The sequence below is a fragment of the Leptospira bourretii genome, from assembly GCF_004770145.1.
GTDB lineage: Bacteria > Spirochaetota > Leptospiria > Leptospirales > Leptospiraceae > Leptospira_A > Leptospira_A bourretii.
The window spans coordinates 336,453-358,551 of sequence record NZ_RQFW01000012.1; the positions used below are offsets into that span (position 1 = coordinate 336,453).

Here is a 22,099-nt window from a genome sequence, read left to right on the forward strand (position 1 = left end):
TTAAGTTTTATAATTTCTCAATGTTTCTAATCGGATTGCGCTTAGAACTACAACTAAAGTGATTACGGCACCTGCAGAAATAACTGCTGCCGTAATCGAAACTTTTACTAACAATAGTCCCGACAACAATCCAGACAAAGCAGGAATCACTTGACTTGTGATTGTATATAAACTCACAAGCCTACCTCTATATTCTGTGGTGACTTCTGATTGTAGGATGGCGACGATAAGGCTTATGCTTGCTCCGGCACCAAACCCACTGAATAACAAAAACAAAACGGAAACCCATACGATTGTGCTAAAGCCAATTCCTAAAAAACCCAATCCACAAAAAAGTCCTGCTAGGAAAATCATCTTCCCATAACCGACTTTTTTTGCTAGTTTCAAAGAAACTCCTCCACCGAGTAAGAGAGCAAGAGCAAGACCTCCTAAAAAGAAACCACGCTCTAACTCCCCAAGTTCTAAGACTCCTTTGGCAAACCGGGGCATCATCACTTGCACAGGCCCCATCGAACAATAAATAACAATAGAAAAGAGTAAGGTTTGTTTGAGCAGAGGATGATTTTTTGCGTATGATACCCCTCTTCGAATTCGGTCCCAGGCGGAAGAAGATTTTCCGAGACCATCTGTTTTAATTCCCAATAGAAGAACCATTGCAATTAAAAATAAAATAATTCCAGTTAGGTGAACCATTTCCCAGGAATGAATTTTTCGACAAAAAGCTAAGATAGGGGGCGCTGCTCCAAATCCAAGCATTACTAAAATATTAAAAACGACTGCCAATTTTACTTGGCGCTCCCCGGCGAGCCTTCCCAAAAGTGACATCCTTGCAGGAGCAAGTACTGACCAACCCATACCAACAAAACAAGCACCAAATAAGAATAATACGATCGATATTTGTCCTTCCATTTGCGAAGAGAAATGTAACAAACCCAATGCAATTAAAAAGGAAAGATGGGCAGCTTGGGCTAATTTTTGTGGGGAATAGGAGTCACACCAAGCTCCGGCAAACCATCCAAGAATTAGGGGAACACCAAAACACAATCCAAAACCGATTCCAGCAAGCGCATCTGCATTCCAAACGTCTTGTGCGTATAAAATGACACTGTAGTTTGTTAGGTGGCCTGCTAAAAATCCTAAAAAAGAGGCCATCAAAAATCGAACAATTTGTCCTTGTTTGTATTCTTGATTTGTATTCATTTTGATTGTTTTATTTCCATTAGAGTTGGTTGGCCATCTTCAATTTGCCAACTTGGAAAGGCTCCATTACAGGTGTAAGCTTTGCCGTCTGGACCAAATTCAACATCTCTTGTAAAGGTAACCTTTCGGCTCATTGGATATACTTTCCATTCTTCTGTTTTGATATCCATTGCCATAAGATTGTCTGAAGACGTACCATTTACCCATACAATGTTTCTTGGTCTGTCAACGTTAAGAGAATAAGGAGTTTCCACTCCATCTATGGCTGTTGGCAAAGGATATAGTTTAAATTTCCCATCTTCAGGTGTATACTTTGCAATAGAACCTTCTGGAAATGCTGAGATCCAAATGTGGTTGTCTTTATCTATTCTTAAGCGACGCGGTCCTTGGAATGGAGTTTCAATTAATTGGAAACTATCATCTTTTGGATTGATTACTCCAATGGTATCTGCATGCAAACGAGTGAACCAAACATTTCCATTCGGTGCAATGTCAATCCCATAAGGAAGTGGCATTCCACTCACTCGTTCATCCACAGGCAACAAATGCATAGGGAATCCCCAGTTCATTAGTTTTACAATGAATCCACTAATCCATAAACTAAAACTTTCCTTTTTGGTTCTTGCAGGTAAGGTATAATTTTTGAATTTGTTTGATTTGCGATCGAACATTCCGATTTGGTTTGAAAGTGCTAAAGTAAACCAAACACGATCTTGGTCATCAATACGAACGGTATGAGGATACAATCCATCATCAAACATATGGTCAGTGAATTTTTTTGTGATTGGATCAAATTCGGTAATTCGTTTTTGAAGAGAAGGTGTGATGAATATATGACCATCAACAGGTGATTCTGCTAAGGAATGTAATCCAACATAAGTTTCATGTTTCTGAAAAGAACGTAACCTTCCTGGTAAGAGTCCACCCAATTCGTCATCCGGTTGTTTTGGTACTTTATATACTACCGTTTTACCAGTGTTAGGATTAATTTCCCAAAGTCGATCTTGGATATTATCACCAACATATACAAGACCTGTTTTTTTATGGTAGAGTAGATCATGCATTTGGGAAAAACTATCTCCCATTGGCCATTCTCTGATGACAGCACCGTGGAGTTCTTTTCCCCAGGCCCGGCCAGGTTGGACTCTTTCTGGATGTTTGAGTAAATCGATATAAGCATTGGATAAAAGGGTGGGGAGCTTTTTTTTGGCTTTGCCATGGGGCCTTGCTCCATAACCCATCATTCGATTGATGATTTCTTCCCAGTCACCAGCGGTAAAGGCACGTCTCATAAAAAAACTACCTTGTTGGTGGCAAAATCCACATTGTTCTAAATAGGTTTTTCTTAAGTCCTTGTCCTCACCAAAATCAAGTGCGGCCACCCAACTATTGGAAGGGTATTGGCTCACAAGAAGATTGATGTCTACAACCTTCTCCATTCGAAACGATTGGAATGAGTTTGAGGAGAAGGTCCTTAGGTTTTGGTCTTTGTATCCAATTTTTCGCAGTCGAACAATTACAGACGGTGCATAAGGAAAGGGTAAGTTGATTCGTCCATTGGGATTTGTAAACATAGTTACTTCTGGAGTGATGGTAAATTCCAATCCTTCTGGTGGATACCCATGGTCATCTCGTGGAGGCACTTGTGGTTTTTCAGCTTTCACTGTCACCATCACAAGATCCAAAGGTTTTCCAGATGAATCTTTTACTTCAATCTCAATGGCAAATAACGGAACATAGGCGAACAAAACAAAAAACAAAATATGTTTAAGTTTCATGGTAAGGAACTCCTTTGGCTTTTAAATATAAAATGAAAGTTTCTTTAGATGTAAATTTTGGTGTGTATCCAAACACAGTTTTTAACTGTTTGTTAGATAAAACAGGTCGGTAACGCAAAAAATCAATTTGGTCTGGACCATACTGGGTCAGGCGTAATAACCTTAGTACAAAAAGCGCTGCCTGCAAAAAAAAGGCGGGAATGGGAACGTATGGTTTCCCGATCATAGAACTAATTTCTTTGAGAGTCATTGCTCCATCGCCAGCAAGATTAAATGCACCTTCTTTTTTTTCTAGAATCCCCTTGGCGATGATTTGAATGACATCTTCGTCCCAAATAAAGACAAAAGGACTTAAATGCCCCCAAACACCCATTACAAACGGTTTTCGGAACATATCAGTGATTAGGTTATTCACTGTGGCTCCTAAAATGGTTCCTGGTCTTAAGATTAGTTGTTTCAATTTAGGGTGCTGGATGCGGTATTCAGAAAGGATTTCTTCGATTTCTCTTTTGTGTCTGGAATAAGCAAAAGCGGAATGCCCTCGGATAGGGTCTGTTTCTTCAATCCAATCTTTGTTTTCTTTGTGGTATCCATAAGCTGCGCCAGAGCTTGTGATGATCACTTGTTTGGTTTGAGCCAAAATGGCACCATCTAACACATTTTTTGTGCCTTCGACATCGATTTTATGTTGGATGGCTTCACTCATTCCTGGTGGCGGATTTAAAATCGAAGCAAGGTGAACAATGGAATCTGGTTCCCATGTTTGGATTAATTTGATTACCTCATCCCTTTGGCTAATGTCTAGAGTTTGAAATTCCAAATGGGGAATAGGATCCAATCCTTGGAGTGGTCTGATATCTGTCGTAAGAATTTTCCAATCGGGAAAGTGTTTTGATATATGTTTGATGAGTGTAGTGCCGATATAACCGGCACCACCAGTGATTAAAACCCTCAATCTTAAGTTCCTTCTATAGGGGAAAATTTTCGCCAAAACAAAACTAACAAAAGCCCAGAGACAATATGCCAAATTCCCCAAAAGGCTGCCACCAAAGCCATGTTTGGTTCTGCTTGGAATTGTGTGAGGATGAGACCAAGAGCAAGTCCCGAATTTTGCATACCCACTTCAATGGTAATGGCACGTCGATTGGGAATGTCTTGTTGGAAGGCCCTGGCAATTAAATTACCAATGCTCAGGGCTACTAAATTATGAAAGACAACAATCAAAAAAACAAATCCAATATTGTCTAAAAATACTTTCCAGTTGCCACCGACAGCCACCACTAAAAACACCAAAAAGATAACTGATGAAATCCGTTTGAAAAATGGAGTGATTTTGTGAGCCACTTTCGTTGCAAAATTACCAATCGACATTCCTAATGCCAAAGGAAGCAGGAGTAAAATAATTAAACCTTTGATAATCATGAGACTATCAATATGTAATTCACCAGTTCCCGAAATCATTGCTTTTGTAACGGGATTGCTATGTGCCGTTAAAGTAAAGTTAAGTGGTAATGTGATGATTGCAAAAGCACTAGAAACAGCAGTCATACTAACGGACAGTGCTGTGTTTCCATGAGCTAAGTGAGTGATAATATTCGATAGGTTCCCACCTGGACTTGCTGCGACGAGTAACATTCCCAACTCAATTCCTGCGGGCAAATCAAGGAATAGTGTGATGAGTAAGGTGATCCATGGTAAAAAAAGTGTTTGGCCGATGAGTCCGGCAAAAACTGATACAGGGCGTTGTAAAACTGCTCGAAAGGCTATGAACCTAAGTTCTAATGCAACACCGAAGATCATCAGTGCTAAGATAAGACCTAAAACGATTTGGTAGTCGTTATTATAATTCATCCTCATTGATTCCTATAAAAAATCTATTTCCAATAAAGAACGTACATTCGATTTCTGTACGTTCGCCGGACGATATCTTCTTCTATAGAAGTTTCAATTCTATCTTTTTTTGAATGAGAGTTAAGCCGAACCTAAGTTATTTCTGAACAGTAACTTCTTTTCCAAAGAAATTTTTTGTTTTAAGTAAGTTGAGATCATTACAAAATTCACAAAAGGATAGTGATTTTATCCTTTTGTGAAGAGAACCCTATTTGCCTATTTAGGCTTTCTTTTCCTAGGATCTAAAATATTAGGAATACAAATAACAAATTCAAAATCCGGATGCAGTGATTGCTGCTTTCGTACAAGGATTGTTATTTGGATCACAAGTAAACATTTTGAATGTAAACAAATCATTTTGATTGGGTCGTTGTGAAGTAGATCCAAAATTGGTTCCACTAGCAAATCCCAAATCGGAACAAGAAGAAGTGGAAACTGCATACTTTTTAATGTTCGTATTCAGAAGTCCACCAGCACCTCCTTGCGGGGTGTTGAAATAAGCCGTTGGCCCAGTATTTCCTCCGTTCAACTGAAATGTATCAAAACAAGTTCCGGTAAACGATCCTCCAAGATCCGCCACTTCCATCACAACCAGTGATTTATTTCGATCTGCAACACCATTGAGTAAGTTATTGATCACGAGGGAAGAGATATCTTCTCTGTTTTGTTCTTTCGATTGGCAATTCCAAACAAAGTTAGAAACCACTAAGATAATCAATAATCGTATCATTAAATTTAATTTTATGTTCATTTGCGTTCCTCTTAGTTTGGTCTATAACTGTAAGCTTCAGGAGAAACAACTCCGGTCCAAAAGTTCGCCTGGAATTGTAGGTAAACTCTTCTATCATCAATCGGCATTGCATTTCCAGTGCTTGGATTTACATCAAACTGATTGCCAAGGACTTGGTAATAAAGTTGAGCTTTAAAATGGTGTTTGTCACCGAACAAGTTCAAACCAGCCCAATACACTCGTAATGAATCGGTAGGATCCACTTTTCCATTTCGATTGAAATCACCTTGGATATATTCATATTTAAACACAGGCATGATGTAGTAACGATCCAAAATAGGAATATTATAACCAATCGTTCCATGGTATCCAAATAAATCATTGGAAGCTGCTCCACCAAACTTTGTATAGGCGCCAGACAAGTAGAACCCTTTATAAGTAAAGGTACTATCGTATGTATGACCCACAAGACCCATTTTCGGTCGAGCCAAGGTTGGAACAGAGTTCTGAACCAAAAAGTTAGGATTTCCATTGGCATCCAAACTTCCTCGATCGGGATTGGATCCTTGGGCAGTTAACAATTGAATACCACTGGTTGTCCCTGGAGTGTATTCTGGAACATAAAGTGCTGGAGTGATTAAATTCTGAGTTTGGACATAACCCGCACCCACAGACCATTTCAATTCACGTTGGAAAATTTCTTCCCCTTCTTGCCAGTTCACAGTTTTCCCATCAGACTCTCGTTTGAGTCCACCAAATACGTTTACTTGTGCTCGAGCGTAGTAAATAGGAGAGGTGTTCACTGCACCATATCGGTTAGCGGTCGTTAAATCTTGTCTTCTTCCTGTTCCGTAGTCACCACCACCACCTTTTCCATTACTCACCATCAATGAAAGTTGTAAGTATCTCTCCCATTTATGATCAATTTCTTTTAGTGGAGTTGCTTGGATCATCACACCATTATCAAACTGAGGGATGGCATTCGCGATCATACTTCGTTCTAAAGTAACAAAGTTAGCAGACGATTGTAAATACTCCCGGCTGAATTGAGTAGGCAATTGTCCAAACACAAATCGCAAACCACCGTACGGAATTTTTGCGTAAGCAAAAGCTTCGTGAATATAACCACGGTTGTCTTTTAATCTGGTATTTGTCACATAACTAGTAGTAGCTGGTCTACCGTTGGCATCCAAATAGTTTAAAGTGCTGGTTGTTTGGACCACATCAGGACGGTTCAGCATATTTTCCAAACGAAGTTGGATGTTTGTTCCCCACCAATCGTTTTCGTATTGAGCACCCAACCGTAAACGTCGGAAGTTCCAATCCACGGTATTAAAATCACGATGTCCATTATTGAAAAGAGAGTCCTGCGATCCTGAAACTCCACGAAATTGAATCCGACCATAAATCGTTAATTTTTCTTTGGTCGTATCATCAGGCCTGTGCGCAAAGGCATCAGGAAGGGTAGTTGTATTCCCATTCTTCAGAGGACGGTTGTATTCTACTTTTACTCGGTTGGGCCCTGGCTTTGTAAAAATTTGTCCCGATTCCGTGTCTTCGTAGAGTTCTTGGTAAACTTTCGCTTGTGGTTCTTTCGTTTCTTTTTTATGTTCTTTGGCTTCCGTTTGGGGAGCTTCTGGTTCTGCAGAAACCGTCCCCACAAAGATAAGGAAGGCCAAAATGGCTTTTGAGATAGTCTTCATTCGATTCTAGTTTTGACTGATTTGGATTTATGACACCGGCGGTTCTCGTCCGATTCAATGTTTCAGTCTGGTTACAAACGTATTGAAGTACTGTTGGGATTGGATGACAGAATTGTTACAATTTGGTTACAGGCCCCGAGATAGGGGAAATTTTGTTCGTTTTTTTAGCAAAACTTCGGTTTGTTACAAACCAAAAGGAAGATTATTACAAAAACATCACGGATTGATGATCAATCAATTGGTGATTCATTTGGTTTGTTAGGCGGCTCCGCTGGCGCGGACCGGGCTCTCCGCTCCAATCTTTCCTTTCGGAAAGGATTTCCGCTACGATCCCTACCGCTTTAGTCCCTACAATTGAAACTGGTCGCAAATCCCTTTCAATTTGTCTGCCGTATTGGAAAGATTTCTCGCTGAAGAAGACATTTCTTCTGCCCCTGCAGCCGTGTTGACGGTATGTTCATTGATTTGGGTGATGACATCGGTAATTTCTCTGACGGCCCCTCTTTGTTCATCTGCAGCCACTTTGATTTGGTCCGATTCCCCTTTCACAACAATTGAGTTTTCTAAAACTGATTGGTTGATTTCTGATTGGGAGCCCATAACCGTATAGAGTGAATCCATAGCTTCGGAAACTCCATTGATGTTTCGGATGATCTCTTGGATGAGAGAAGTGGAAGACTGAATGCTTTTGGCCCCTCCATCCAACTCCTTAGAGTTTTTGCCAATCATTTCTGAAATCGATTTGATAGAAGAGGCGGTCCGAATGGAAAGTTTGGAAATCTCTTCCGCCACCACAGCAAATCCTCTTCCTGCATCTCCGGCCCGAGCCGCCTCAATGGCAGCATTGAGTGCCAATAGTTGTGTTTGGTCTGAAATTTCGTTGATAATGGCAATGATCGCTTTCATCTCGTCAGATGATTTTAAAATATTGCTAATCATATCATTCATACCAGTGAGCGACTCTTCGCCTTCTTTTGCCTGGTTGGATATGGATTTCATTCGACCCAAAGTCAAATTGATTTCATCAGCAACACGTTTGACACTATCTGCAAGTTCTTGGATTTTAATTTGAAATTGAGAAATGTTATGGTGTTGGATATCAATTGAACCCGTAATGTTTTCCATACTGGCAGACATTTCTTCAACTGTAGCTGACATCTGTTCGGTGGAGGCTGCTGTTGCTTGTGCCCCTCCGGAAAAACTATCAGAACTAGAGGAAAGTTGTCCTGCACTGGAAGCAAGTTCCTGCGAAATAAATTGAATCTCTGAAACACTTTTGCGAAGGCTCTGTAAAAAGAGATTGGTATCGCCACTGAGTTCTCCAATTTCATCATCGTGGATGATGGCGAGTGACTGGCTTAGGTCACCTGCAGACATTTTTTTGAAAAGATCTCTAAGTCCGGCAATGGGTTTCAGTCTTTGGGTGATCAATCGATACAATACAAAAACAGAAAGAGCCAAAATAAGAAAGGCAAAGATTCCTATCTTCAATAACATATCATGAACAACGGTAAGGATTTCACCTTTTGTGGCAATGGTAGCCAGTCTTATATTGTATTGGCCAACATCCATCACTGTTGCAATTTTTTCTTTGCCGAAAAAATATTCCATATGTTCATCGGATTTGAGAGAGAGTAATTTTTTTCCCCAATCTAATTTTTGGAGATCCAACTTTAAGATTAACGACTTATCCGGATGTCCAATCACTTGTCCTTCTTTATCTGTAATTGCAATAAAACCTTCTTTTCCAATTTTTACATCCTTTACGACTTCATCAGTTAGATGGTTGAGAGAAATCGCAAAGGCAAAGATTGCCACCACTTGTTTTCCTTGGAACACAGGCATGGTCAATACGGCAACTGGCTCTTGGGTCACAGGGGAGCGATTCACTTTACTCAAAAGAGGTTTTCCCTCGAGAACCGCTTTGATATTGGCATCAAAACCTGTGTTGCCCCATCGAAATCCAATGGCCTTACCCGTGGCATCGGAAAAAACCATTGGGTTCTCTTCCGCCGTGGACAAAAAAACATTTTCGTAAAAACCGAATTTATGACTGATATTGGCTAGGAGAAGATCTAGGTACTTTCGATCTTTTTTAATACAACGTTCTGCAAATTCAGGATTAGAAGCAGTTAGTTCCGCCAAAAGAAATTGTTCGTCAAAAAAATTCTGAATGTGTTTGCCGGAGAGCCTTGCGACGTTTTTCATTTCGCCGATATAGGCATTGACAATGTATTCTTTGCCAATGAAGTACGCAAACGACGAGACCCCTACAGTTAAAACCATAATGACTGAAACACTCAGGGTGATGATTACGATCTTTAGGCTATTGAATTTCATTTTCTCCTATCCTAACAAAAACAAATAGAATCATATGTCATGATCTTTCGAATTCATTTGTCAAACCACATATAAGGACGATTTGTACTAATCATTTCTATCCCAAATCTTTTTGGATTTTTTTGGAGATATGTTTTTGTGAACTATCTCTATTTTCGGAATCATTGGGTTGATTTTGAAATCTTAAAACGAATATAATTCGTTTTTGAGCTTTTTCACAATAGGAGGGGTAGGTTTTCTTTTTTATCGATTCTCTTTTCGGATGACCAATTTTAATCCAGACCAAGTTTCATCCACGGCACAAACTTTAATATCCACAAGTCCCAACTCCAAGGCAAAATCTCGGATTAGATTTTCATTCATATCGGAAGGAATCTTGGATGTTTTTTTCGGCCAAGAAATCCAAATCATCCCATTTGGTTTTAGGAATTTGATTAGTTTTGGTAGCTTTTCGTTGTACTCTTTGGATGTTGTGGTGAAAAAATGAATCATATCCATTCCGGATTTTGGTTTGTCTAGGATCTGGATTTGTTTGGGAAAGCTGCCCCAGGTTTTGGTAAAATCTCTGGAGGGAAGGTTGATAAAATGGAGGACCATATTTTCTTTGATCCCTAACTTTTCAACGAGTGGTTTTCCGGAATACCCTGCTGACATAACTTACTTCACCTTCCTTTTCATTTTTAGATGAGTCAATCATCTCGTATTTTCCCGAAAAGAGAAAATTAAGGTTTTAGATTCTTTCTAATGTCCCCACAAATTGGTGGAGGTTTGTCTGCCCGTACGGTTCGTTCCCGTTTAAAAAATGTAAATTTCTTAGAAAAATAGCAAAAATACAGATCATTTATAAGTGTTTTGATCCGTAGATGAATATTACCAATAAAATATTGCGCCTAATCACCATTCTGGTGATGTAATGAATCGAGGTATTTAGTGTTATCAATCGCAGATCTTTGGAAACAAGGGAAAATCATCATTAACAGAATCAGATTTGGTTTGGTTCTTTTATTCCTTCTCGCTATGATCGGGGCCAAGGACGAATTCCAACCAAAGATGTTTTTGATCCATATGATCGGAACATGCACCATGGGATTCTATTGTGCCGTTGCCTATTTTTTAGAAAGAAAATCAAACCCTCCTACTTGGTTCCATAAATCTTTGATATTACTTGATACATTAGTCCTTGGTGGAACCATCATTATGGACTGTACTCTTAGTTTAAAAGAAGCACAAGCGGCTCTTGCAAATGCTGTTGTGTATTTTATTTTCTTTTTTAACGCCATCTATTCTGGATTTTTAGGTGATCGAAAATTCGTTTTGCTAAATTCTTTTATTGGGGCCACCACTTCGGCTATTGCTTTGTACTGTGCTGTAACGATTGGGGGAATCAAACTTTCCGTTGACCCTGAACTTTCTCGCCAAATGGGTTATGTGGGTATGGCTGGTGAGGTGATGAAGCCGATTTTTATAATGATTGCCGGTTATATTGTAAGTTTATTGGTTCAGCTACTAACAAAAATTAGTTCCCTTGCTGAAATCAAAGCAGATGAAGCGGAACTTCTCTTAAACCAAACCAAAGAAAGAAATAAAATTTCAGCCAATGCAGCAGTCAAACTCGAAAGTTCTATCACCAACTTCAGTAACTTTGTTTCGCAAACTTCTGTGAAATTAGAATCGCAGGCCGCTTCCCTAGAAGAAATTACTGCTGTTATTTCCGAACTCTCCAGTTCATTCGAATCGAATGGATCTTCCATTGAAGAACAAAACAATAAAGTCCAAGGAATGGTAGCAGATACAGAAATTCTAAAAGAAACCGTGGACCAAATTCTTGTTCAAAGTGAACGACTTGTGGAAATTGCGGAGATCAACAAAAAAGAAAGTATGTCTGTAACAGAAGTAGCTGACCAAACGGCAAACCATTTGGAATCTATTCAATCTTCTTTTGACCAAGTAAACGAAATCAACAATATCGTTGCAGAAATTGGAGAAAAGACAAACTTACTAGCGTTAAATGCATCGATTGAAGCAGCAAGGGCTGGAGATGTTGGAAAAGGTTTTGCCGTTGTGGCAAATGAAGTGAGTAAACTGGCTGAGTTTACGAAAAACAACGTAAAACGAATTTCCGTCGTGGTTAAAAGTTCCAAAGAAATCATAACCAATGCTAGAAATGCATCCAAAGAAACAGGAGAGTTGGCAAAGTCACAAATTGATCGTTTGAACCAAACTTTGGTTGAAATCCAAGACATGAACCGCTTGTACATTGAACAAAGAAATACTCTCTCTGCCATTCTAACAGAACTGGGACAAATTCGCGAACTATCCAAACAAATTTCCGAATCCACCAAAGAACAGTTACTTGGTCAAAAAGAGGCTTCTAAAGGGATTGTCCAACTTGAAATGGAGGTCAACGAAATCAGCCGTGCCTCCAAAGACCTTGAAGAACATATCGAAATGATCAAAGATGAATCTAATAAATTGGCATCTATGAGCCAAAGTTAGATCTAAATTTTAAAATTTTGATCTTAACCAAGTGAAACCTAACTTTATTCTTTTAAGATTAGGTTTCACTTATTAATTTTACTTCATACTTCTTTTAAAAATCCAATGATTTCATCTTTTACACTTTCGGTTCGCAAAATCATTTTGTGACCAAGGCCTTTTGTCTGAACTAACTTAGAATTTTTCCAAGCCTTCGAAACCGCAAGCCCCATTGCAAAAGGAATCTCCAAATCATCTTCATCATGAATCACAAGAAGGGAATTATCAAATTTTGGACCCGCTTTTCCTAAATCCAAACTACTGAGAGGTTGTTTTACCTTTCGTTCTAAAATAATTCGCATGGATTCACTTTCATCTTCAGTCAACTGATAGTATGTACTAAAACTTTTCCTAAGAATTTCCAACCGTAAGGGTGGAGCAATGTAAACCAATTTATTGGCATTTACACCTAATTCTTGTGCTACGGTTGCGACAGCTCCACCAAAGGAATGTGTAATGATATAATCTGGATTTCCAATCTCTTGTACGAGTCTACGTACCATCTTTGCAGATAATACAATATTAGAATATCGACCAGAAGAAAAGCCGTGTCCAGGTAAATCAATTCCAATGACATTATAACCTTCTTCTATGAGGGCAGGAACAATTCTTGCAAAATTTCCAGTATGCCCATTCCAACCATGGACAAGAAGTACGGTTTCTTTCTCTCCCTTCCAGTGAAAGTATTGGATACGATGTTCTTTCTCTTGAAACTCTTTTTGTTCTGCTAGAGCTAACACATCCATTTCCTTTCTGGAAGGTTTTTGTTTTTGTGTGGATAAAAAATACCCAGCAGCCACATAACCTAAGAATTCCGGCCTCCTTCTTGCAAAGGCCCATTTTTCTTCCATGCTGAATGGGTAAGACCTATTTAAAGTACGAACGATCGTGCTATTTGTTTCCATAATTCAAAACCTCTTGTAAAAAATTCTCTCTCAATTCCTTTTCAAATATCGTATTGGTGTCGTTTGATTAATTCGTTAAAACTTTGTTTGGTTCTTTTTTCAGAGTTTTTGTCTTCCAAAAGTCGGTTATAAAAATGAAAACCTAAGATCAGTCCCCAGATCTCTTGCACCATTTTGTCTACATTTGTATTTGCATCTAACTCTAAAGTGTCTTTCGCATCTTGTACAAATTGTTTTAATGTTTTTTGCCAACTGAGTTGTGTTTTTTTCAAATGATCTCTTACCACACCGGGCCTGTCGTCAAATTCCGAACTAGATGACAAAAACAAACATCCTCCGGGTAGGCTATCCGTATTTGCCCAAGACAACCACATCTGAAATGCTGTTTTTAGTCTGGCCAATCCGGGTTTGGTTTTCAGTGCAGGATACACAACATTCCTTCGGAATAGTTCGCTTCCAACCCTAAGGACTTCGATTTGGAGATTTTCTTTGGATGCAAATTTACCAAAGAGTCCACTTTTGGACATTCCCAATTCATCAGCTAGGGATCCTATGGTAAGTCCTTCCAATCCTTGGATGCTTGCCATTTGGACCGCTTTGTCCAAAATCATTGATTTTGTGTCCTCTCCCTTACCCATAGATAAAAGTACGATCGTTCGTTTAATTATGTAAAGTATTTTTTGGAGATTCGGGAGCCTTAAATTGGTTTTTTTAACCCAGTTGGGTAAGCAAACAATCGAGCTTTTCGGGGTGTGCGTTCGCTCCCGTCTTAGTTTTTTAGATTTGGCATAGATGAATTTTTTTGTAACGAAATATAATCTTTAACTGCGGTAAGTGGAAGTAAATTTCTTGTTTTAATTGAATGGCAGGTTCCGATATGAAAGAAAATCAGTAAATTCGGTTCTTCTAAAGAATGTAATTATTTTTTTCACTGATAGATTTATAAGTTAATGGAGATAGAATGGTAGCAAAAAAAGAAAGTGAGTTCCCATCCATTATTCGTTTTTTAAAACAAAACGGGCGTGAATCAGAAGTAGAAACAAGACTAGTTCTCCCTTTAATCAAACATTTAGGTTATCAAAGAGAAGATTTTAAAGACAAAGTAACTTTAAAAAAATCAGGAGAAGCGGATTTTGTTTGTTTTGTGAATCAGAGTCCTTATTTAGCAATTGAAGTAAAATCCAATGTTGTCAATTTATCTGATCCTTCTGCCAAAACATACTTAGAAGCAAAGTTTCAGTTATTTGACTATATGAACTCTGGTGATTTACAAAAAGTGCAATTTGGTTTACTGATCAATGGTAAAAATGCCCAAGTCTTTCAACGTAAAAATAAAGTAATTTTCTCACTGACTGAAATTTTAAGCTTAGAAGAGGGAACTGACAAAACCATCGCTCTTCTCAAAAAACTTTTAAAAAAACCTTCCCTTTATGAAGATAAGAAGAGAGCTCTTATCGTTGCCATTTATAACAATAAGGGTGGGGTGGGTAAAACAGTTACAACTGGTAACTTTGCTGGTGTACTTTCTGAAAAAGGAAAAAATGTTTTACTGATTGATTTAGACCCACAACAGCGAGATCTAACAGATTCCTTTAAACTTGAAGTTAAAAAAACAGAAACACCGACAAGTGTCTTTGATATTTTGTTAGGGAAGGAAATTAAGGGAAGTATCAATACCATTCGAATCAGGAAAAATCTTCATATCATAAGGGGAGACGAACGTTTTGATAGTGCTGCTCATGCCACTAGAGCAATCACACAGACAATGGTAAGAAAATTTCGTAAACTACTCGATGCCTTTGGTGCAAAAGGAAATTTTGATTACATATTAATCGATTGTCCAACAAACTGGAGTTTCTTTAGTAAAATTGGAGTTTCTGTCTCCGATTCTGTATTAATTCCCGTAAATTACCAAGCAGCACAGGCCATTCATAATGCCGTCCAAGTATTGGAAAAATTCATTCCAGAAGTTTGGTCTGAAAGAAAAGGAAATGGACCAGAGGTTTTACCTATCCTTTTTAACAATGCCTACACAGATCCAACAAGTAAAAAACATTTTGATAATGTAAGAAGGGATGAAATTCGAAAGTTAACTAAAGACAAATGGTATACAAAACTATTTGATGAGGCTATAGAAATTAAACACCATCACGAAATTTCTACGTCTTTATTTTTGCATATTGATGAAGCCGGACCAGCACCTTATACATTAAAGAATAAACAGTCAAAAGTATTCAAAGAATATGAAGAAGTCTTAAATCAAATTTTCGGAATTTAAAACGATAAAGGTTGTATGGTTTAGTAATCAAAGCCGACTAATTTGAACTAATTTTTGACTTGAATTTGCTAAGGTTTTGATACAATCGAGGCCTATGCAACAGTACACTTTTAACAAATATTTTGCTAAAAAAAGTTTTTTGAAAATCTTTGGTGGTGAAATTCGTATTTTTGATGAAAACAAAACGAACCTTCTTTTTTTTGTGAAACAAAAGGCTTTTAAATTAAAAGAAGATATTACGGTTTATGCAGATGAAACAAAATCAAAAGAACTTTTAAAAATAAAAGCACGCAGTATGATCGATTTTTCTGCGATTTACGATGTTGTGGATGTTTCCTCGAATGAGCCGATGGGAGCACTTCGCCGAAAAGGTTTCAAATCAATACTAAAAGATTCTTGGGAAATTTTAGACACAAAGGACCAAGTGATTGGCTCTATTGATGAAGATAGTATGTTGAAAGCAATTCTTCGCCGTTTTTTAACTAATTTAATTCCTCAAACTTTTTTCATCACAATCAACAAGAATCAGGTGGGAGTATTAAAACAGACTTTTAATCCTTTTGTTCCACAGTTCAATATTGATTTTTCATCCGATAGTGCAAATGCACTAGATCGAAGAATGGGAATTGCAATAGTCATTTTGTTACAAATCATTGAGGGTAGACAACAATAGTATTTGAATTTGCAAAATAATTTTTTATCTCACGTTAAGGATAAGGTGGGACCTATCACCTGCTATCGTTAGATGGCAGGGGACGGGAGCGAAAACGCACCCCGAAGGAGCCTGGACCTTTGCAGGAAGAAAAGGGAGGGATTGGGATCGCCCAAAGCAAAAGAAAAACGGTTATTGGATTTAAGACTTACTGATTGCCTCAAGCATCGTAACCCATTGGCCTAGTAAATTCTTTGAAAAGGTCTTGATTTGTTCTTTCGAGATCCTTTGACTATATGGTAAAATAATTTCATTGATTTGGTGATTAGATAAATTCACTTTGTAGTTGTATTCATTAAATTGAATATATAAATAAGTTTGGATATTAAAGTCAGCTTTTTCGGCAGAATGTTTGTATCCATTTAAGTTGATTGAAACTGTAATCGACTTAGGAAATGAGTCGTCTAGGTTTCTTGCATAAGTTTGGTATGATTCCTTTAGTTGACTTAAGTTTTTAAATGTTTTTCTTGCGGATGGATCTAAAGGTATTGTAATCTCGTTAGAGATATTTAAAAAAAAGGAATTCATTTTAGGTAAGTTTGAAATTACTTCCTCGATCAATGGGACAATGGATTGAGCAACTGTTTCGAAAACATGGCTCGGGTCTCGTTTGACACGTACTACATTTTTTTTGTTTTCCTCTATCTGCCCAAGTAACAGTTTCAACCGTTTGTCGATATCATCATCTTCGTCAATGGATTCACCATTGGCACCCTTTAATGTCAATTCTAAAGAGTGAATTAATTGTTGGCCTATGTATTCAATAAATGGATTTAATTCACCACCGTCAGCTTGTCTTAGTGCGCGAAAGTAATTTTCTTTATCCTCTGTTTTAATGACCACAGGTGGATAACCGTTCATCATCAAAATTAAATTCATGAGGATTCGTGACATCCTTCCATTTCCATCATCGAAGGGATGAATCCGGATAAATTTGTAATGAAAGGTCGCAGCTAATATTAAGGTAGGGAGTTCGTTTTTTGTCTGATTTTCTTCAAACCACTTGAGGAGTTGTTCCATCTCCAGCGGAACAAGGTTAGGTTCGGTAAAATAAAATGTTTCACCTGTAGAAGTTAAAACATGATTGGGTTGCGATTTGTATTTACCTGGAACTATCTGTTTCGTTGTTTCCATTCCATCTTTAGTAAGTGCCTTTGTAGTGTATGGTTCTCCTAAAATCAATTGGTGGAAGCTGCGAATTTTATGTTCTGTGAGTTGAACCTCCCCTTTTACCATATCCTCTAAATCGAGTATTGCCTCGTTGTGACCTTTAATTTCAAGGTGATCTTTTAATGGTTTGCCTGAAGCGGTGTTTCCATGTAGTAAAAAGGTTTTGGTTTCACCGAAAGTGAGAGAGTTCCCTTCCATCGAATTGGAATGGTAGTTCCAATCGAGTCGAAACTTTTGCATGACCTTTGCCATTGTTTCCTCAGGAATGGGACGAATGGCATCTAACTCTGCTTTCAGTCTTAAGATTCTATTTAAATCTTCACTTAACATGTACAAATTATTTTTGGTACTGTTTTAAGTTTGTAAATCATTAAAAAATAGATCCATTTTTGAATTCAATTACGGATCATTTACCTATTTAGGAATTAACTCATTACTCTCCCCTTATCCCACTTTCCTATAAAATGTTTCCGTTGCTTTTGTTTCTTCGCCTTCTGGCGAAATATTAAAAGCCGTTAAGGAGAATTCTTGTTCACTGATAAACTGAATCTCAGTTCTCCAACCCCAAAGAGCTTCTCCATACTCAGGATTGCCATAAGAACCTAAGAGAGAAAATCCGTTTTCTTTTGATTCTCCGCTCGATAACATGATTTGAGTTCCCATATGAAAACTATCAATCCAAGAGCTTGTGTATCTTTTGTAAGGAATATCAAATCCAATGATCATCTTACCTTCGAAGGGTTTTCCCTCCAGGCTACTGCGGTAATCCAGAGAAATGAAACGACCACCAAACAAACTAGTGATGGTGATTTCTGCAGCCGATTCATCTACTAAAACATCTTTTTCAAACCAGGTTTTTGTGTTTCCTTGCCAATGGCCAAGGAGCCGTTGTAGTTGATGATGAGGTCCTTCTTTCAGAGAATCTTCAAATTTATTTGTCGTCATAGTAAAACTTCCTTTTAGCGAATCGATCCAGATTTTTTTTTCTTACGGTATATAGGTGAGAATTACGCCACCAGTTGAAAGTGGTTTTGTTTCGATGAGTTTCAACTCTTTGTTTGGAATTCCTTCTAGAAAAAGTCGCCTTCCTTTTCCTAAAAATGTAGGTGCAATGCAAATACGGTATTCATCAAATAAACCTGCTTTCATCAGTGATGCAGAAAGGATCCCACTTCCAAATACAAACATATCCCCACTCCCTTCCTTTTTTAGTTTAGAAACTTCGCTCACCGCATCTTTGGTGATGGTGGTATTTTTCCACTTGGTATTTTCAAGAGTGGTGGAGCAGGCAAGTTTCGGGAGTTCGTTCATGAATTTGGCAACTTCTCCCTCATCTTCTGGAGCGTTCGTCCAATAATCGGCCATACCTTGGTAGGTTGTGGCACCAAACACAAGCATGTCGGCTGAGCGAAGTTGGATTAGACTAAACTCTTCTAGTTCTTTTCCCCAAACAAGTCCATGAAAACCTAAGTCCCAGTTCTTTTCACCTTCGAAGTAGCCATCTAGTGTGATTACATTCCACATAATTAGTTTTCTCATCGTTGTCCTCTTTTGTTGTTTACCCTAATGGATGGAACGGGATTGAATTGAATCCGTTTTTTGGGGAGATAACTCTGGTTTGAAATCTCCTTCTGCCATTCGCAAATCACAGATATTGTTTTGAACAGTAGTGCTTGAGCGATCATTTCGGAAGTTGTATTGCCCTTTTCTGATTTGGTCAAGAATTTTGTTAACATCGTCTTTCTGAAGAATTGGTTTATATACTCTTAAAACTGCGTTAAGGATACGGAGGGCTTGGTCACCTGCCATCGTTAGATGGCGGGGGACGGGAGCGTAAGCGCACCCCGGAGTAGCCTGACCCTTTTAAAAATAAAATGTTTTTATAGATAGGGATTGGGAACGCCCCAAAAGCCGAATTTCTTTTTCAGGTTGGAAGGACTTTTGGTTTATGTACTAATTTTCAAAATTCATATAACATGTATTTTGTTATGAACAATGATCTTGGATTGAATGAATGAAACTTCAACTGATTCTATTGATCAATTGTTTTAGTATATAAAATCTTTCCAAACACAAGTTGAGAAATTCTATAGGAATGAATGGAATTCTTGGTTGATTGGAAATACAATCAGGATACAATGTAAGGATGCGTTTCGGTCTTCTCATTGTAATTGTTGCTTTCATCCATTGTACTGAACCAGAACTCAATAATCCAAAAGATTTTGAATCTGATTCTTTCCGAGCAAACGAAACACTACTTTGTCTCACGGGGCAAAGTTCTGGTTGCCAAACAGCGATTCCCGTTTGTACCGAATGTAGGTTTTATTCTACAGGCAATACCTATGATGGAAATAGAGGCGGGATCGCAGGAGCGGATGCGATTTGTATGAGTGATCCTAAAAAACCACCATTTCCAAGACTGGCGGTCTACAAAGCGTTTCTGGTAGATGATGTGAATCGGGTTGCCTGCACGACTTCGAATTGTAGTGGTGGAGTTTCCGAACATGTGGATTGGATTTTAAAGCCGAATACATCCTATTTTAGAGCTGCAGATTCAACAAAGTTTACAGTTACCGATAGTGTCGGAATTTTTAATTCACAGCTTGTTCATGTGGATGTGAACGTACTCACGAATACCTTAACGGGCCTTGCGACAGGTGGTTGGACAACTCGTACAAATAACCATTGCAATCGTTGGACAGATGGAACAGGAACTGGAAATGCAGGTGTTGCGGCAAATAGCGTTTCAGTCTTTACTTCTACATTAGGAAGTTGTAATGCTGCATCCGTTATCTTATGTGTGGAGCAGTAAAATCAACTTCGAAATCATAACAAAATGAAACCAAAGTATTTCCTGCGTTTAATCTGGAATGTGGTATGTTATCGATGAGCATTTAACAATTGCAAAAAACCCTCTCATCTAAAGAGGGCTTGTGATGTTTTAATCGTATTAGAGCAAATGTCCTCCGGAAACTTCAATGTCTTGAGCAGTGACCCAACCAAAATCTTCTGAGAGAAAATTGACAATGACCTTCCCAATGTCTTCGGGAAGTCCAATGCGTCTAAAAGCAGTTTGATCGGCCAAAGGTTTGATGTATTCAGGATATTTGTCAAATACTCCATCTCCGAAGTTACTATGTGTGGGGCCAGGCGATACAGCATTCACACGAATTTTGCGAGGTGCTAGTTCGTTTGCTAAATAACGAGTCCAAGTAGACAATGCTGCTTTTAAAGATCCGTAAATGGAATAACCTACAAAGGCTTTTGTGCTAGAAGAACTCGAAGTGTTTACAATCGCACCTCCATCTTCCATAAGGCCAATTAACTTTTGTGTTAAAAAGATAGGGCCTTTGTAATTGGTATTTAAAATTTGTTCAAAGTATTCTTCGGTTAAATCTGTAAATGCCATTGGCCCACCAATCCCACCGTTGTTGACAAGGTAATCAAAGCTAGTTCGGTTCCAAATGGTTTTAAGTTTGTTTTTTACCTCTTCAACAAACATGGGAAAGGTTTCCTTTTTAGTTAGATCCAACTTCAAAGCAATGCCTCGAACTCCCTTGTTCTTTTCAATTTCTTTGACGACTTCTTCTGCTCGGTCCCTATAAGAATTGTAAGTAAGGATTACACTGATTCCTTTTTTGCCAAGTTCAAGAGCTGTTGCTTTCCCGATCCCATTGCTACCACCAGTGATGATTGCTATTTTCATAATAAACTCCTTTTGTAAACTTGATTACCAATAAACACTTGTGATGTGGAAAAAGGATTTAGTCCGTTTCCATTGAAACAAGAATTCGTTGTTTGCAAGTTTTATGATAAGAAATATAACCGAAGGGAAGTTTCGTAACAAGATCCGATTTTACCAAATAATTGCCTAAAACTACCGATCCTTATTTTTTTGGTTTAAAAATATTCCGAAAAAGTGAATTTTTTTAGGAAAGAAGTGCCTAAAAGAATCTTTTGTGTTAGGATGGGTTGTGCAGAAAATATTAAATGAAATTGTGGGGCTTTGCCAAGGTGCCACAACCGAACCTACAAAAACAGGGCTTCCGCGTGTTCTCATGATCCAAGGGGAAGTGCCGACACACCAACTAGCGGCCGTCTATGAACCGTTAATTGGTCTTGTTGTCCAAGGTGGAAAAACCATTTCGATTGGTACACAGGTGGTTCACTTGGAAGGGCCATCCTATTTTGTCATCCCTACAGAAATGCCTGCAACGGGTTATGTAAGACAAGCCACCAATGGTTCTCCTTATTTGTCTGTTGCGATCCAGTTGGATCAAAAAGTGTTATTGGATTTATTAAAAGATATACCAAACACAGTCGGTGATAAAAAAAATCAAAACGAATTTTCTGCCTGTCCTGCCACCCTTCCTTTTTTAGAAGCTTGGTTACGAATGTTACGGTTAATGAAAACACCGGAACATATCAAAGCATTAGCCCCCGTCTACGAAAGAGAAATTTTATACCATGTGTTGATTGGCCCAGAAGGATGGCGGCTTAGGCAATTATTTCATTCCCATCAAAAAGGTTCGAGCATTCACCAATCAATCCAATGGGTCAGACAAAATTTTACCGATAGTTTTGAAATAGACCAATTAGCAAATAGAGCTTGTATGGGAATTACAACCTTTCATAGACAATTCAAATTCATTACTGGCCTAAGTCCGATTCAATTTCAAAAACAATTACGGCTCCTGGAAGCAAGAAAACTTTTAACGTATAGTGGTTATTCGGTCGCTGATGCTGCCTTAGATGTAGGTTATGAAAGTACATCGCAATTCAATAGGGAATATTCTCGATTTTTTGGAGCCTCTCCTGCGAAAGATGTTAAAAAATTAAAAGAAATGGAAGTATAGAG

The 22,099-nt window shown here is 38.3% G+C and carries 19 protein-coding genes; 5 read left to right on the plus strand and 14 right to left on the minus strand.

Annotated features, from left to right (window positions below; translation table 11 throughout):
* The 8 genes from EHQ47_RS09020 to EHQ47_RS09055 all read right to left on the minus strand — a co-directional run bounded on the left by EHQ47_RS09020 (position 1) and on the right by EHQ47_RS09055 (position 10,295).
* Positions 1-1,200, minus strand: coding sequence for an MFS transporter (locus EHQ47_RS09020; protein ID WP_135777021.1), 1,200 nt, complete (start codon positions 1,198-1,200; stop codon positions 1-3).
* Positions 1,197-2,978: a Vgb family protein gene (locus EHQ47_RS09025; RefSeq protein WP_135777022.1), complete on the minus strand. Its 1,782-nt coding sequence runs from the start codon at positions 2,976-2,978 to the stop codon at positions 1,197-1,199. The genes EHQ47_RS09020 and EHQ47_RS09025 overlap by 4 nt, the downstream gene beginning before the upstream one ends.
* Positions 2,968-3,933: an SDR family oxidoreductase gene (locus tag EHQ47_RS09030; protein WP_135777023.1), complete on the minus strand. Its 966-nt coding sequence runs from the start codon at positions 3,931-3,933 to the stop codon at positions 2,968-2,970. The genes EHQ47_RS09025 and EHQ47_RS09030 overlap by 11 nt, the downstream gene beginning before the upstream one ends.
* 2 nt (positions 3,934-3,935) lie before the next feature.
* Positions 3,936-4,829: a bile acid:sodium symporter family protein gene (locus EHQ47_RS09035; protein WP_135749045.1), complete on the minus strand. Its 894-nt coding sequence runs from the start codon at positions 4,827-4,829 to the stop codon at positions 3,936-3,938.
* 310 nt (positions 4,830-5,139) lie between these two features.
* Positions 5,140-5,619 carry an LA_3150 family lipoprotein gene (locus EHQ47_RS09040; protein ID WP_135777024.1) on the minus strand — a complete coding sequence of 160 codons (480 nt, stop codon included), beginning with the start codon at positions 5,617-5,619 and terminating at the stop codon, positions 5,140-5,142.
* Positions 5,620-5,630: 11 nt separating this feature from the next.
* Positions 5,631-7,301 carry a porin gene (locus EHQ47_RS09045; protein WP_135749047.1) on the minus strand — a complete coding sequence of 557 codons (1,671 nt, stop codon included), beginning with the start codon at positions 7,299-7,301 and terminating at the stop codon, positions 5,631-5,633.
* A gap of 348 nt (positions 7,302-7,649) precedes the next feature.
* The gene (locus tag EHQ47_RS09050; RefSeq protein ID WP_135749048.1) at positions 7,650-9,641 is read right to left on the minus strand and encodes a methyl-accepting chemotaxis protein; all 1,992 of its coding nucleotides are present in this window, start codon (positions 9,639-9,641) and stop codon (positions 7,650-7,652) included.
* Positions 9,642-9,884: 243 nt separating this feature from the next.
* Positions 9,885-10,295: a DUF3052 family protein gene (locus EHQ47_RS09055; RefSeq protein ID WP_135749049.1), complete on the minus strand. Its 411-nt coding sequence runs from the start codon at positions 10,293-10,295 to the stop codon at positions 9,885-9,887.
* A 276-nt stretch (positions 10,296-10,571) separates the two neighbouring features.
* On the opposite strand from EHQ47_RS09055, the gene EHQ47_RS09060 reads away from it, so the two are divergent.
* Complete coding sequence (locus tag EHQ47_RS09060; RefSeq protein ID WP_135749050.1) at positions 10,572-12,137, plus strand: methyl-accepting chemotaxis protein; 1,566 nt, start codon at positions 10,572-10,574, stop codon at positions 12,135-12,137.
* A gap of 83 nt (positions 12,138-12,220) precedes the next feature.
* Here the strand turns inward: EHQ47_RS09060 and EHQ47_RS09065 are convergent, their stop codons facing one another.
* Positions 12,221-13,081 carry an alpha/beta hydrolase gene (locus EHQ47_RS09065; RefSeq protein WP_135749051.1) on the minus strand — a complete coding sequence of 287 codons (861 nt, stop codon included), beginning with the start codon at positions 13,079-13,081 and terminating at the stop codon, positions 12,221-12,223.
* Positions 13,082-13,122: 41 nt separating this feature from the next.
* Positions 13,123-13,719 (minus strand): TetR/AcrR family transcriptional regulator, encoded by a 597-nt coding sequence (locus tag EHQ47_RS09070; RefSeq protein ID WP_135749052.1) that lies wholly within the window; start codon positions 13,717-13,719, stop codon positions 13,123-13,125.
* Between the two features lie 323 nt (positions 13,720-14,042).
* Here EHQ47_RS09070 and EHQ47_RS19915 point away from each other — a divergent pair, with 323 nt between their 5' ends.
* Together EHQ47_RS19915 and EHQ47_RS09080 are read left to right on the plus strand one after the other, a co-directional pair.
* Entirely contained in the window at positions 14,043-15,359 is a 1,317-nt protein-coding gene (locus tag EHQ47_RS19915; protein ID WP_135749053.1) for an AAA family ATPase, read from the plus strand.
* A 94-nt stretch (positions 15,360-15,453) separates the two neighbouring features.
* Positions 15,454-16,032: an LURP-one-related family protein gene (locus EHQ47_RS09080; RefSeq protein WP_135749054.1), complete on the plus strand. Its 579-nt coding sequence runs from the start codon at positions 15,454-15,456 to the stop codon at positions 16,030-16,032.
* Positions 16,033-16,212: 180 nt separating this feature from the next.
* Here the strand turns inward: EHQ47_RS09080 and EHQ47_RS09085 are convergent, their stop codons facing one another.
* The 3 genes from EHQ47_RS09085 to EHQ47_RS09095 all read right to left on the minus strand — a co-directional run bounded on the left by EHQ47_RS09085 (position 16,213) and on the right by EHQ47_RS09095 (position 18,780).
* A complete protein-coding gene (locus EHQ47_RS09085) occupies positions 16,213-17,571 on the minus strand; it encodes a Fic family protein (RefSeq protein ID WP_135749055.1) in 1,359 nt (452 codons plus the stop codon).
* 114 nt (positions 17,572-17,685) lie between these two features.
* A complete protein-coding gene (locus EHQ47_RS09090) occupies positions 17,686-18,186 on the minus strand; it encodes a DUF1579 domain-containing protein (RefSeq protein WP_135749056.1) in 501 nt (166 codons plus the stop codon).
* Positions 18,187-18,228: 42 nt separating this feature from the next.
* The gene (locus tag EHQ47_RS09095) at positions 18,229-18,780 is read right to left on the minus strand and encodes a dihydrofolate reductase family protein (protein WP_135749057.1); all 552 of its coding nucleotides are present in this window, start codon (positions 18,778-18,780) and stop codon (positions 18,229-18,231) included.
* Between the two features lie 577 nt (positions 18,781-19,357).
* On the opposite strand from EHQ47_RS09095, the gene EHQ47_RS09105 reads away from it, so the two are divergent.
* Entirely contained in the window at positions 19,358-20,053 is a 696-nt protein-coding gene (locus EHQ47_RS09105) for a DUF1554 domain-containing protein (RefSeq protein WP_244290275.1), read from the plus strand.
* 138 nt (positions 20,054-20,191) lie between these two features.
* Here the strand turns inward: EHQ47_RS09105 and EHQ47_RS09110 are convergent, their stop codons facing one another.
* On the minus strand, positions 20,192-20,947 hold the full coding sequence (locus EHQ47_RS09110) for an SDR family NAD(P)-dependent oxidoreductase (RefSeq protein WP_135749058.1): 756 nt from the start codon (positions 20,945-20,947) through the stop codon (positions 20,192-20,194).
* A gap of 268 nt (positions 20,948-21,215) precedes the next feature.
* Between EHQ47_RS09110 and EHQ47_RS09115 the strand changes: the two genes are divergently transcribed.
* On the plus strand, positions 21,216-22,097 hold the full coding sequence (locus EHQ47_RS09115) for an AraC family transcriptional regulator (RefSeq protein WP_135749059.1): 882 nt from the start codon (positions 21,216-21,218) through the stop codon (positions 22,095-22,097).
* Positions 22,098-22,099 lie beyond the last annotated feature (2 nt).

What these genes read in the sequence shown, in the direction of transcription:
- EHQ47_RS09020 (WP_135777021.1), bottom strand. Translation starts at nt 1,200, where the DNA reads ATGAATACAAATCAAGAATACAAACAAGGACAAATTGTTCGATTTTTG.
- EHQ47_RS09025 (WP_135777022.1), bottom strand. Translation starts at nt 2,978, where the DNA reads ATGAAACTTAAACATATTTTGTTTTTTGTTTTGTTCGCCTATGTTCCG.
- EHQ47_RS09035 (WP_135749045.1), bottom strand. Translation starts at nt 4,829, where the DNA reads ATGAATTATAATAACGACTACCAAATCGTTTTAGGTCTTATCTTAGCA.
- EHQ47_RS09040 (WP_135777024.1), bottom strand. Translation starts at nt 5,619, where the DNA reads ATGAACATAAAATTAAATTTAATGATACGATTATTGATTATCTTAGTG.
- EHQ47_RS09045 (WP_135749047.1), bottom strand. Translation starts at nt 7,301, where the DNA reads ATGAAGACTATCTCAAAAGCCATTTTGGCCTTCCTTATCTTTGTGGGG.
- EHQ47_RS09050 (WP_135749048.1), bottom strand. Translation starts at nt 9,641, where the DNA reads ATGAAATTCAATAGCCTAAAGATCGTAATCATCACCCTGAGTGTTTCA.
- EHQ47_RS09055 (WP_135749049.1), bottom strand. Translation starts at nt 10,295, where the DNA reads ATGTCAGCAGGGTATTCCGGAAAACCACTCGTTGAAAAGTTAGGGATC.
- EHQ47_RS09065 (WP_135749051.1), bottom strand. Translation starts at nt 13,081, where the DNA reads ATGGAAACAAATAGCACGATCGTTCGTACTTTAAATAGGTCTTACCCA.
- EHQ47_RS09070 (WP_135749052.1), bottom strand. Translation starts at nt 13,719, where the DNA reads ATGGGTAAGGGAGAGGACACAAAATCAATGATTTTGGACAAAGCGGTC.
- EHQ47_RS19915 (WP_135749053.1), top strand. Translation starts at nt 14,043, where the DNA reads ATGGTAGCAAAAAAAGAAAGTGAGTTCCCATCCATTATTCGTTTTTTA.
- EHQ47_RS09080 (WP_135749054.1), top strand. Translation starts at nt 15,454, where the DNA reads ATGCAACAGTACACTTTTAACAAATATTTTGCTAAAAAAAGTTTTTTG.
- EHQ47_RS09085 (WP_135749055.1), bottom strand. Translation starts at nt 17,571, where the DNA reads ATGTTAAGTGAAGATTTAAATAGAATCTTAAGACTGAAAGCAGAGTTA.
- EHQ47_RS09090 (WP_135749056.1), bottom strand. Translation starts at nt 18,186, where the DNA reads ATGACGACAAATAAATTTGAAGATTCTCTGAAAGAAGGACCTCATCAT.
- EHQ47_RS09095 (WP_135749057.1), bottom strand. Translation starts at nt 18,780, where the DNA reads ATGAGAAAACTAATTATGTGGAATGTAATCACACTAGATGGCTACTTC.
- EHQ47_RS09110 (WP_135749058.1), bottom strand. Translation starts at nt 20,947, where the DNA reads ATGAAAATAGCAATCATCACTGGTGGTAGCAATGGGATCGGGAAAGCA.